Raw genomic sequence first — 14090 nt, forward strand, 5'->3', positions numbered from 1 at the left:
AGCCAATCGAGGAGGGTGCTGTCATGTCAATGGATCGCGACCATGCCGGCTTTGCCGGGAGAGTCTTTTTCGGGGCGTTGGTGCTGCTCACGGCTGCGCTCGGGAGCCTTGCCGGCGGCCGCGCCATGGCACAGGCGAGCTTCGAAGAGAACGCCATTCTCGTAAAGCTCACCCCGGCCGCTGCCAGCCAGATCAGTATTCGCATTGAAAACGGCATCGCTCTGACCGGCCTGCCTTCGGTGGATGCCTTGAACCAGCAATATCGCGCGCGCGACATGGCGCGCGTGTTGCGCCACGGCGGGAAATTCGAGGCGAGGCACGTGGAGTCCGGCTTGACGCGCTATTACAAGCTGCGCTTCGAAGCCGGCGCTGAGGTCGAAGCCCTGGTGCAGGCTTATGCCGGCGATGGCAATCTCGAAGCGGCACAGCCTAACCACCGTTATGAGCTTTTTGACGGCAGGAAGCAGGGTAGGCAAATCAACTTCACGCCCAATGATCCGTCATACCCGAGCCAGTGGCACTACAACAACACCGGCCAAACCGGTGGCACGCCGGACGCGGATATCGATGCGCCCGAGGCGTGGGATATTGAAACCGGTGATGCGGGCGTGATCGTTTCCGATCTTGACACCGGCCAGGATCTGGATCATCCTGATCTTGCTGCCAACATTTGGGTGAATACCGGCGAAATCGCCGGCAACGGCCTTGATGATGACGGCAATGGCTACATCGATGACACCAAGGGCTGGGATTTCTCCAACAACGACAACAATCCGGATGACTATGACGGCCATGGCACACACACGGCCGGAACCGTGGCCGCGGTGACCAACAACGGCCTCGGCGTGGCTGGCGTGGCGTTCGACAGCAAAATCATGCCGTGCAAGATTTTCCCCAATGCCTTCGATGACGTCATCGCCAATGCCTTCACCTACGCTGCCGACAACGGCTCGTTCATTTCCACCAATAGTTGGGGCGGCGGCGGCCAGTCTAATTTGATCGAAGATGCCATCGACTATTTTCTCGCCACCACCAACGGCGTGGTGGTGTTTGCCGCGGGCAACGACAATTCCAGCAATCCGGCGATCGGTTATCCCGGCTCTTATCCGCCGGTGATCGCGGTGGCGGCAACCAACCATAACGATGTCAAGGCGTCCTTCTCGAATTACGGCACGTGGGTCGATATTTCTGCTCCTGGAGTGAGCGTGTTGAGCACGCTGATTGGCGGCTATGGTAGTTTGAGCGGCACCTCGATGGCTTGCCCGCACGTGGCGGGCGTGGCCGCGCTGGTGGCGGCGGCCAACCCCGGCATGTCGGGCGCGGACATTCGCACGCAGATCGAAGGGACGGCCGACAATATCGATGCGCTCAACCCCGGTTTTGCCGGGCTTCTGGGCAGCGGCCGAGTGAATGCCTATCAAGCTTTGACCGGGGTGGTCAGCGATCCGCCGGATATCGCCGTTTCACCGGCGTCGTTCCAGTTCACTTTGCCGCCCGGCGGCACGGCGAGTGAGATGATGACGATTTCGAACACTGCTGCCACCGGAGCGGAAGACCTCAATTGGAACGTCATTGAGCAAAGCGTGACGCTGATGTTGAGCAACGGCGGGGTGGTGCCGATCAGATTGGGCCGCGCCAATGCCGACGCCTCCGCTTTCGCGATGTCGCAGGCGAATCCGCCCAACTACAATCCCAACGCGGGAAAATATGATGCAGATTTGCCTCCCGGGCCGCCGGTCACCGACGGATCAGGAGGGCCGGATGGCTACGGTTATGTCTGGAGGGACAGCGATGACCCTAATGGCCCGGTTTTCAACTGGCAGGACATCACCGGCGTAGGCACGCCCGTAAGCTTGTCGGACGACTCGTTCCAGGAGGTGGCGTTACCTTTTGCGTTCCAGTTCTATGGCGCCAGCAAAACCTCGTTGAAAATCAGTTCCAACGGTTTCTTGGGCTTTGGCGTGGACGGCACGGACTTCACCAACGACCCGATTCCGAATATCGCCCTGCCAAATGACATGATCGCAGTCTTCTGGGACGATCTCAATCCCAGCCTGGGCGGCACGATTCACTACTATCACAATGCTGCTGCTGGTGAATTCATTGTCCAGTACACCAACATCCAGCGTTTCGGCGGCGGCCTGCCAAACACCTTCCAGGCGATTCTCAGCGCGAACGGAAAAATCCTGCTGCAATATCTCAACATGCAAGGCACGCTCACCTCGGCCACCATTGGCGTCGAGAATGCCGCCGGCACGGTCGGGCTGCAGGTGGTTTACAATGCTGCCTATGTGCATGACAACCTGGCGATCAAGATCGAAGCAGGTTGCGACTGGCTGGCCGAGGATCCCACCAGCGGCCTGCTTGCTCCGGGCAGCAGCCAGAACGTGACGGTTTCGGTGGATGCGGCCGGCCTGGCAATCGGTACGCACGAATGCAATCTGGTGATCAACAGCAATGATCCCGATGAAGCGCAAGTCACGGTGCCGGTCACGCTGAATGTTTCCACCGGAAATCCGCCGGACATCTCCGTGACCCCGGCTTCCTTCGCGTTCACAGTTCCGGAGGGCGGCTCCGCGAGTGACCTCATGACGATCGCGAACACTGCTGCAGCCGGTTCGGACAATCTCGAATGGAGCCTCAGCGAGCAGGAGGCTGCCCTGCTGTTGAGCGACGGCCGCAAGCTGCCGGTCAAGGTGAGGCAGGCTGCAAAGCCGCCTTTGTCTTCTGCGCCGGCCGTGCTGAGCGCTTCGCCGGCGGCCCTCGCGCTGCTGCAGAATCCCCCGCCGTTCGGTGTAGTCGTGCCCCAGGGGCCGCAATGTACCGATGGCGAGGTCCACGATGACAATACCATCGAAAACGGCTATGGCTGGAATCCCTCGCTGGTCTCGGATGGCCGTACGGTGGAGAGATTCAGCCCCGGGCCGCTGCCCTTCAGCCTTACCAAAATCTGCATTTCCTGGACGCGCACCGGTGCAGACGCGGATATCAGTTTCAATATTCAGGTCTACGATGATGATGGCGCGGGCGGATCGCCGGGCACGCTGCTGACTTCCATTCCGGTGGCGGCGGCTGGAGTTCCTGTGTGGCCGTCAGCGGCCTTCTATGATTTTGATGTTTCCGGCTTGATTGCGGAAATCAATGACCCGCTGGTCTACATTGGCGCGCAGTGGAATCCGATGACGGAGCCGAATTTCTTCATTTGTGCGGATGAGAGTCCCACGACCCCGCTGCAAACCGGTTACGGCCAGAACGATTATGACGGGTTCGTCTGGACGCCGCTGCAAAGCTACTTCCCGGCCTATCGCGCGATGTTTATCCGCGCAGAGGGCGAAGCTGCATCCGGATGTCCCTGGTTGAGCGAGAGTTTGACTTCCGGCTCGATTCCGGCGGGCGGCAGCCAGGAGGTGACGGTTTCCGTGAGCGCGGGCACGTTGCTTCCCGGAACCTACAACTGCAATCTTGTTATCGACAGCAACGATCCTGATGAGCCGCAGGTCACGGTGCCGGTGCAGCTCACCGTTACCCCGCTGGCGCCGCCGGACATCGCCGTGAGTCCCGCTTCTTTTGCCTTTACCGTGATGGAAGAAGGCTCGGACAGCGGAATCATGACGATCACGAACACGGCAGCAGCCGGCGCGGATAACCTGGATTGGGAGATTGAAGAGCAGGAGGCCGTGCTCATGCTCCGCGACGGCCGGAAATTGCCAGTCACTCTGCAAGCACAGAATCGAGATCCCCGTCTGGCGGCGCAGCGCCAGGGTGAAAAATCCGGCGGCCGTGTGAATGCCGGCGGCTTCGAGGAGACAACTTCGCAACGCGGCCTAAAAGCGCCGGAGGAGAAATTCGTCGCAGCGCCGTTTACAACGAACACACTGGTGCTGCAACCCGGCGTGTCGATCGGTAACTCCATCCTCGAGGCTCTGGATCAACTCGGCGTGATGCACGATTTTCTCATAACCAGCGACTTCACCACCATCGACTTCAGCCTCTATCAGACTATCATCGTTGGAATGGATGGCGGCGCGATCGAGACCGCCAGCGTGCAGGCGCTCGCCAATGCCGCCGCCAGCGGCAAAAAACTGGTGATGTATGGCGGCACCAACTACGGGCCGTATTACACCGGCATGAGTGCCTACTTGCTGCAGCACACCGGCACGCAAGGTTGGACCATCTCGGCACCGCCGCATTTGACCGTTACCAGCCCGGGCGATCCGTTGGCAGCCGGCCTGCCCGCCTCCTATACCTACGCTGATGCCGCCGCCGCCTTTTACATGCTGCGCATCAATGATCCGGCGGCCACAGTGGTAGCCATGAATGGCGACGGCCATCCGGCTTTGGTGCGCAAGAGCATCGGCAGCGGCACGCTGGTCTATTCGATCAGCTCCCCGTTTGACGCCTACTATTCGAATCCGTCGGATTTCGAGATTCTCAAGACCATCGTCAGCAACGCCATCAACGCCGGTGGCTGCAGTTGGTTGACCGAGAATCCGACGAGCGGATCGACTGCGGCGGGAAGCCAGAATCAGGTCAGCCTCGTGGTCAACACCATCGGACTGCAGCCGGGTGAGTATGATTGCAATCTTCTCATCACCAGCAATGATCCCGATGAGCCGGAAGTCACGGTGCCGGTGCATCTCACGGTGGTACCGAAGCCGCCGGCAGACATTGACGTTTCGCCCTCTTCGTTCAGCTTCACTCTGCCGGAGGAGGAGGGGGTGGCCGCGGCCACGATGACGATCGCGAACACCGCCCCGGCCGGCCATGATGATCTCGAATGGAGCATCGCCGAGCAGGAGGCTACGCTGGTTTTGAGCAATGGCAGGAAACTCGCGGTCAACCTCGGGCGGCGCAGCAGCGGGGCGGCAACCCAACCCAACGCGCGGCTGGAGAACTTCAATCCCCATGCCGGCAAATACGACGCGGATTTGCCTCCCGGTCCGCCGGTAATTCAAGGTGCGGGCGGCCCGGATGGCTTCGGCTATACCTGGATCGACAGCGATGAACCCGGCGGTCCGGCCTTCAATTGGCAGGACATCACCGGTGTGGGCACGCCGGTGAACTTGTCGGATGATTCCTTCATCGAGGTGGCGTTGCCGTTCACTTTCCCGTTCTATGGCGTTGACAAGTCACTGGTGAAGATTTCTTCCAACGGATTCCTGGCCTTTGGGCCGAACGGGACGGATCTCAACAACACGCCATTGCCCAACGCGGGCCAGCCGAACGACATCATCGCGGCGTTTTGGGATGATCTCGACCCGGGCCTGGGTGGAACGATCCACTACTACCACAACGCCGGCGCGAATGAGTTCATCGTGCAATACACCGGGATTCAGCATTTTGGCGGCAGCGCGCCTTACACTTTTCAAGCCATTTTGCGGTCAAACGGCAGCATGCTGTTCCAGTATCTTGGGATGCAGGGCCCGGTCAATTCCGCCACGCTGGGTGTCGAGAACAGCAGCGGCACCATCGGCTTGCAGATCGTCTTCAACGCCAATTATGTGCACGATAACCTGGCGGTGGCGATTCAGGCCGCCTGCCCCTGGATCTCCGAAGATCCTGTGAGCGGCGTGATCCCACCGGGCGGCAGCGAGCAAGTGGCGCTATCGGTCAGCACTGCCGGTTTGGCGGCTGGAACCTACAACTGCAGTCTCCTGGTCAACAGCAATGATCCGGATGAGTCGCAGATTACAGTTCCGGTCGAGTTGATTGTAATTCCGCTGATTCCACCGGAAATCGAGGTCACGCCGGCCTCGTTTGCCTTCACGCTGCCCTACGGCGATGCTTCAACGAGCGGCACCATGACGATTTCCAATCTGCTGCCGCCCGGCCCCGGCGCCGATAATCTGGATTGGAACATAACGGAACAAGAAGCAGCGCTGGTTTTAAGCGACGGCAAGAAGCTGCCGGTCAGTGTGCGTCCGCATGGCAGCGGCTCGCGCAAGTCACACCTTTCGCCCAGCCGTGTCGATGGAGGGACTCCGGCCGCCGGATTGCTTTCTGCTTCGCCGAGTCTGAGCTTCAATGGCGCCGGCACTGCCGAGGCGCCGGTCAATCCCGCCGAGGTGCTCTACGACCAGATGGATTCACCGGGTTTGAACAGTATCACCTCCCAGAACTTCGAAGCTGCAAACGATGCTTTCGATAACCAGGCGGCGGATGATTTTGTTGTGCCGGCCAGTGACGGCGCATGGACGATCGAGCGCGTGGAAGTGGCAGGGGTTTATTTCAACGGCACTGGGCCGGTCGCTTCGGTCAACGTGTGGTTCTATCAGAATGCGGGCAATTTGCCGGGAGCAGAAGTGTACAGCGCCCTCGAAGTTGTTCCGAGCGCGGGCATTGCCAACGGTTCGTTTGTGATCGATCTGCCGGCGCCGGCGATTCTTACGGCCGGCGCGTACTGGGTTTCGGTACAAGCCAACATGGATTTCACGCCCTTCGGACAGTGGGGCTGGACCGAACGCACGGTGGCGTCGAGCAATCCATCCGCATGGCGCAATCCCGGCAACGGATTTGGCACACCGTGCACCGACTGGGGCCAGCGCGTGAGCGCTTGTGGTGTCGGTAGCGATCCGGATCTGTTGTTCCGCTTGAGCGGCATGGTCGGCGGCGGGTGTTTGTGGCTGACGGCGAATCCACTGAGCGGCAGCATTTCACCGGGCGGCAGCGAAACCGTCGAGGTGACCGTGAGCGCCGCCGGTCTGGCACCGGGCACGTACAACTGCACGCTGATCGTCAATAGCAATGACCCGGATGAACCGCAGGTGGCAGTCCCGGTTCAGCTCGATATCGTTGTCGATGCCGTGATCTGGATTCCGGATGACGTGCTCAATCCGGATCTTGCGCGCAAAGCGACGGAGCGTGGGCTGTCCATTGAAACACTACAGAACTTGTCGGTCGCACCCACCAGCCACTTGGAGTTGAAAGCAGCGCTGGAGGCCAACGGCAAAGCCGTTCTGATTACCAACACCCTGACGCAGGCGGAGATCGCACAGGCCGATTATCTCTTCGTGGTGGCGGGCATCTATCCCAACAATCACGTGATCAAAGAGACGGATCCCGAAGCGGCGCTCATTGAGAGCTACCTTGCCGCCGGCGGAAAGGTTTACCTCGAAGGCGGCGACGTGTGGTATTACGACCCCATTAATCTCAATGGCCATGATTTCGGTCCGTCCTTCCAGATCAACCCGCTGCGTGACGGCAGCAACAATTTGAAGACGGTGCTGGGTGCATGCCTGGCCGAGGGCAAGGATTTTACTTACTCCGGAGCGAACAATTTCATCGACCAAATCGCGCCCGTGGGCACGGCATGTACCATCCACTCCAATGACAGCCCGGCCTACACCTGTGGTGTGGCGAACAGCGGAGCTTACGGCCGCACCCTCGGCAACTCGTTCGGGTTCGGCGGGCTGGATGATTTCAGCATCTCCGGCGTGAGCAAAGCCACCCTCATGGCCTCGTATCTCGATTTCTTCGACAACGGCATTTCGGTCACTGCGGTGACCTACGACTTTCCGGTGGCCAGCGGCGGCTGGTACCTGATTTCGCTGCCGGTGATCCCGGATGACAACCGCTTGAGCGTCGTGTTTCCGGAGGCGCTGGCGGCATTCGGCTGGGATTTCGCTTCGCAAAGCTACGTTGCTGCCACCCGGCTCCTGCCGGCGCGGGGCTATTGGGTCACCATGCCTTCCGCCACCACGGTGACGGTGACCGGGCAGCCGTTGAATCAATACAGTGAAACCTACACCGCCTCCGGCTGGGATATGCTGGGCTCGGTGATCACCCGCGCCAGTGTGAACGGCGACCCCCAAGGCAACGTGTTTGCGATGTTTGGCTTCGATCCGATCAACGGCGTGTATCACTCGGTTCGCGGGTTCGAACCGAAGCAAGGTTATTGGATCGCAGTTGCAGCCAATGAGAATGAGCCTGTTTTCCTCACCGTGAGCCCGGGAGCGAACGCTGCCCCAGCGCCCAATCCGGCAGCGATGGAGGCTTTCACCAAGCATCACGGGACTAACCCGCCTGCGCCGCCTGCTTACACGATTGACGGCGATCGCATGGTGGCGATACCGAAGGAATATGGCCTGGCGCAGAATTATCCCAACCCGTTCAATCCCGAAACGATGATCGAGTTTCAACTGCCCAAGGCGGGCAGGGTCAGCTTGAAGATCTACAGCGTCCTCGGCCACGCAATTCGCACGCTCGTCGAAGGCGAAATGCCGGCCGGCCTGCACCGCGTGCAATGGGATGGCAAGGATCAATCGGGGCGCGTGGCGGAATCGGGCGTCTATCTGTATCGTCTCACGGCCGGCGATTTTGTGAAAAGCAGGAAGCTCGTCTTGCTCAAGTAAGCGCACAGGGTTCTGTGAACTTGAGAGCTTGAGCCTGCCAGGCGGAACTGCAGCACGCCTGCAGATTCTGGGAATCCGCGGCGACGGGCTTAAGCATTCAAGCATGGCTCCGCGTCCATGTCCGTCAAGAGAGACTGCCCGGCCACTTGATCGCTGGCGAATCCAGCCAGAGGAAGCGGCCGGGCCGTGTTGTTTCTTTGCAGGACAAATGCAACCGGTCATTGCGGGCATGGTAGCGGGTGCCATTTCCATCGCGCGGGCGCCACTCGACGCATGCAGCGGCACGGCCACGGAGGAAATGAGTGTCCTGGCCGGCGAAATTTGTTCAAACCAAGTCTGCGGCCCGACCTCGAAGTTTGGTGCAGAATCTTTTGCGCAAATGTCATGTCGTGTAAGATGGCGCGGTGAAACTATATCGCAACAAACATACACAATTGAAGTGTCAAAAAAGGAGGACGAATATGGCTGGTTGAACGCATGCTGTCGGTTTTCACGCGGCAACGCAGTCTGGTTGGATTCAAGCTGCGTGGCTGTTCAATCTTGTCGGGTCCAGTGCCCCTCATCATTGCTATGAACTCCTCAGAAAGCAGCCAAGGAGGAACCCATGTCGGTTACGAAGAGTATTATCCGAACTTTCATTCTGCTCACGGCTTTGCTTGGCGTCGAAGCTTTCGCGCAGCAGGCACCGGTCGGCAGGGGGTGGACGATTCCGCTCACGTTCACGCCCAATAATCCCAATGCCAATACTTTCCATTTGGAATTCGGCACGAACTCCAACGCGACGGCCGGCTTCGACAGCGGGATCGACGAGATTGTCCCGCCGCCGGGGTTTACCTATTACGTTCACTTCGTCGCGCCGCCCCCGACCAACTTTCTTCGCAAGGACTACCGCAGCACGGAATCGGCCTCCGAGCAATGGATTGCAGTGCTCTCCAATACGATTACGAATAACATCACCACCACCATCACCTGGAATCCCTCCCAGTTCCCACCGGGTGACATCGCCGGCACGCTGACGATCAACGGCCAGAACATGCTGACTACCGATACGTTGGTGGTCAACCCCTTCACCACTGCGGTGGTGATTCAATACACCTCGCCGGTGGTCAATGCGCCCACGGCTGACTTTTCCGGTTCACCGTTGAGTGGGCCGGCGCCGTTGTCGGTTACCTTCACGCCTGCAATCACCGGCTCGGCTGTGATCGACAGCTTCTCCTGGAGCTTCCCCGGCGGCAGTCCGGAAACGGTCAGCGGCGCAGGGATGCCGGCCCCGGTCAATGTGGTTTACAACACTGCTGGCACGTTTGACGTGTCGCTGACCGTCACGAACAATGCCGGCACGGACACGGAAACAAAGCCCGGATATGTATCTGTGCCTCCGCCCGGCAATGTGCCTCCGGTTGCTGACCCTCAGAACGTCTCCACCGATGAGGACATGCCCAAGGACATTACATTGACGGCGACCGATCCGGACGACGGCCCGCAGCCACTCACCTACACCATTGTTGACTCACCGCAACACGGCACGTTGACGGGCACACCGCCAAGTGTGACGTATTCACCGGCAGCCGACTATCACGGCTCGGACAGCTTCACCTTCAAAGCCAACGATGGCGCAGACGACAGCAACATCGCGACGGTGTCGATGACGGTCAATCCGGTGAATGATGCGCCAACAGCGAATCCGCAAAACCTCACCACGCTGGAAGACACACCGCTTGCCATCACGCTGACCGCCAACGATGTCGATGGTGATGCGTTGACCTTCGCGATCGTCACCTCTCCGGCGCATGGCAGCTTGAGCGGCACGCCGCCGAACGTGACTTACACGCCGAACGCCAACTACCACGGCCCGGATTCCTTCACGTTCACGGCAGACGACGGCGTGATCGGCACGGCAGAAGTCAGCGCGCCTGCCACAGTGTCCATCACGGTAACCCCGGTCAATGATGCGCCAGCAGCAAACCCTCAAAGTGTGACCACGGCGGAAGACATATCGGTAGCGATCACGTTGACCGGCTCGGATGTGGAAGGGCAGCCGTTGACGTTCGCTATCGTCACGGGTCCCGCGCACGGCACGTTGAGCGGCACGCCGCCGAACGTGACTTACACGCCCGCCGCCAACTACTTCGGGCCTGATGCTTTTACGATCAAAGCGAACGACGGCGTTTTGGACAGCGACCCCGCAACGGTTTCGATTACGGTTACGCCGGTAAACGACGAGCCGGTGGCGAATCCGCAGAATGTCATCGTGCAGGAGGATACATCGACGCCGATCACATTGACGGGCACAGACGTAGATGGTGACCCGCTTACCTTCACGATCGTGACCAGCCCGGCCAACGGAACGCTGACGGGAACGCCTCCGAACGTGACCTACACGCCGAATTCAGGCTATAACGGGCCGGACGCCTTCACGTTCAAAGTGAATGACGGCCAAGCCGACAGCGCACCGGCCACGGTTTCAATTACGGTGATCGAGCAGAATGACCCGCCCGTGGCAAATCCGCAAAGCGTCACGACCAGCGAGGACACACCGGTGGCGGTCACGTTGAGCGGGTCTGATCCCGAAGACCAGCCATTGACGTTTGCGATCGTCACTCCTCCGGCGCACGGCACGCTGAGCGGCACGCCGCCGAACGTGACTTACACGCCTACCGCCAACTACTTCGGGCCTGATGCTTTCACGTTCAAAGTCAATGACGGTGTTTGGGACAGCGACCCCGCGACGGTTTCCATCACCGTCACGCCGGTCAATGATGCACCCGTGGCCAATGATCAGTCAGTCACTACGCCGGAAGATACGCCGGTCGCAATCACCTTGACTGCAAGCGATGTCGATAACGATGAACTGACGTTTAGCATCATCACAGCGCCTGCTCACGGCACGCTGAGTGGAACACCCCCAAACGTGGTTTACACCCCGGCGGCCAACTACTTCGGACCCGATGCCTTTGAGTTTGCGGCAGATGATGGACATGCCAATCCGGCGGCAAGCGATACGGCCACGGTTTCAATTACGGTTACGCCAGACATCGGAAGGCCCATCGCCAATCCTCAAACCGCATCAACCCCTGAAGATACGCCATTACCCATCACGTTGACCGGCTCGGATGAGGAAGGCGATCCTCTCACCTTCGCGATTGTCACCTCCCCGGCGCACGGCACGCTCAGCGGTACACCGCCAAACGTGACCTATGCGCCCGCAGCCAATTTCTTCGGGCCTGATTCTTTTACCTTCAAAGTCAATGATGGTGTTTTGGACAGCGACCCCGCCACGGTTTCCATCACCGTCACACCGGTCAATGATGCGCCGGTGGCCAACGATCAGAGTGTAACCACCTTTCTCGATTTACCGGTGGCGATTACTCTCACGGCCAGCGATGTTGAAAATGACCCGCTGACTTTCATGATAGTAACCGGCCCGGCGCACGGTACGCTGAGCGGCACGCCGCCGAACGTGACCTACACGCCGAGTACCGGCTTCACGGGCAATGATGCTTTCACATTTTTGGCCAACGACGGCCAATTGAACAGCAACACGGCGACGGTTACGATTACTGTGGATGAGGAACCTGTAGCTCCGCCGCTTGCAGGTTTCTTTGGCACGCCTCTGCTCGGCGTGACGCCGCTCACCGTGCAGTTCACCGACACCTCCACCGGCCTCATCACAAGCTGGCTGTGGGATTTCGGCGACGGCCACACCAGCACCGAGCAGAATCCGCAGCACACTTATGATGTGCAGGTCGATCCCAAATTCACCGTCAGTCTCACCGTCACCGGCCCGGGCGGCAGTGACACCGAGACCAAGGTGAATTACATTGAAGTGTTGCTCGCCCTCGAGGTCAATATCGAGGCAGCGCCGGCCTCCGGTCTGGCGCCCCTCGCGGTGGCGTTCAGCAGCTCTTCCAATCTTCCGATATCGAGCTATTCCTGGAATTTCGGCGACGGTGGCGCCAGCACCGACGCGCATCCTGCGCACACTTACCTCCAGCCCGGGGCGTACACCGTGACGCTGGTCACCGAAACGCCGCTAGGCCGCATCACCACCAGAAAAGTCAACTTTGTGCAGGTCTTCGACTGCTTCACCAAGGCACCGCTGAGCCTGGTCTCGGGCAGTCCCACTTATCCCGGCGAAGGTTGGGATAATGCCATCGACGGGGACGTGGATGGCTGGAACGGGACCGTTACTGCGGACGGCAACCCGCCGCAAGCCGTCTTCGGCTTTAGCGACGGCAACGCCCGCATGATCGACCGGGTGCGCCTGTTGACCGACACCAACGTGCTTTTCTCCAGCCGCTGGGTGAAGGAGTTCCGCGTGCTGGTCTCGACCACCGGCACTGCTGATAGCGACTTCAGCGAAGTGTTGGCCGGCGTCAAGACCGGCGGGGCGTGGGAAGATTTCACTTTTCCCGCGGCCGGCGCCAAGTTCGTCAAACTCGTGATCGACAAACCGGCCGCAGGATTCCGGCAGTTGGGTGAATTCGAGGTCTGGGAAGCGCTGGATGCAAATCCGCCCGACACTACCCTCTCGAGCATTGCGGTCAGCAGTCCGCACGTTGCCGACGGCGAGGACGCCGCCACGATCACCATCGTCCTGCGCGACGCCAGCGGCGCGGCGATCACCGGCAAGCCCTCGATTGCCTTCAAGCTGTTTGTCAGCGGCGCGCAGAACAGTGTCAGCGCAGTGACCGAAACGACGATTCCGGGAACCTATCAGGCCACGCTCACTTCGCTGACCGCAGAAGTGAAAACCGTTTCAGTGTTGCTGGGCTGCACGCGCCTCAACAAGACGCCGGCAGGTGAGTTGGCAAGCACGACGTTTGTGCCCATCCCGGTCCAACTCGCCAGCCTGGTGTTCGTGCAGGGCGCCGAGGCGTATCCTGGCGAAGGCTGGGACAATGCGATTGACGGTGACGTCGAGGATTGGGACGGCACCACAACAATCAGCGGCACGCCCGCGTTTGGCGTGTTCTCCTTCGCCGGCGGGGCCACCGAGAAGGTCGCAGCCGTGCGCCTGCTAACCGACACCGGCGTGGGCTTCGGGTCGCGCTGGGTGCGGAAGTTCAGGATTCTGGTTTCCACCTCCGGCACGGCAGCGGGCAATTTCACGGAAGTGCTGCAGGGTGAGCTGAGCGGTGGCGGCTGGCAGGAATTCAGTATGACGCCGGTGTCGGCCAAGTACGTCAAACTGCAGATCGACACGCCTGCCTCTGGTTTCCGGCAACTGGGAGAATTCGAAGTCCATGTCACCGGCAGCGGGCTGGCGAAGAGTGCAGCGGCTGAGCAGGTAGAGGAGGCGGGCCTGCCAATCGAATTCGCCCTGTCGCAGAACTATCCCAACCCCTTCAATCCAGAAACCGTGATTCGCATTGAATTGCCGGCTTCCGTCCCCACGCGGCTGGATTTGTATGACCTGCAAGGACGCCTCGTCCGTCGCCTGGTTGACAAGCAGATGACTGCCGGTGTGCACAATCTCAAATGGGATGGCACCGATGAGCAGGGCCGGCGCGTCAGCAGCGGCATCTATTGCTATCGTCTGCAGGCAGGTTCGTTCGTGCAGATCAAGCGCATGACGCTGCTCAAGTAGTTCTGTGTTTAGGATAGCCGGGCATTGGGCCGGCCACCGGCAATAGCGTTAAACAGCAAAGGCGATTGAGGCAACTCAATCGCCTTTTTCTATTTGGGAAGCATCGCAGCGTAGTCTGTCAGACTGCAAAGGAGCCAAGCTGGACGAAA

The 14090-nt window shown here is 59.9% G+C and carries 2 protein-coding genes; both read left to right on the forward strand.

Annotated features, from left to right (window positions below; all coding sequences use genetic code 11):
* The first annotated feature begins 23 nt into the window (after positions 1–23).
* Positions 24–8351 carry a S8 family serine peptidase gene (locus tag L6R21_22375; GenBank protein ID MCK6561954.1) on the forward strand — a complete coding sequence of 2776 codons (8328 nt, stop codon included), beginning with the start codon at positions 24–26 and terminating at the stop codon, positions 8349–8351.
* Positions 8352–8955: 604 nt separating this feature from the next.
* Positions 8956–13941: an Ig-like domain-containing protein gene (locus L6R21_22380; GenBank protein ID MCK6561955.1), complete on the forward strand. Its 4986-nt coding sequence runs from the start codon at positions 8956–8958 to the stop codon at positions 13939–13941.
* The last annotated feature ends 149 nt before the right edge of the window (positions 13942–14090 follow it).

It is taken from the genome of bacterium (assembly GCA_023150945.1).
Taxonomy (GTDB): domain Bacteria; phylum Zhuqueibacterota; class Zhuqueibacteria; order Zhuqueibacterales; family Zhuqueibacteraceae; genus Coneutiohabitans.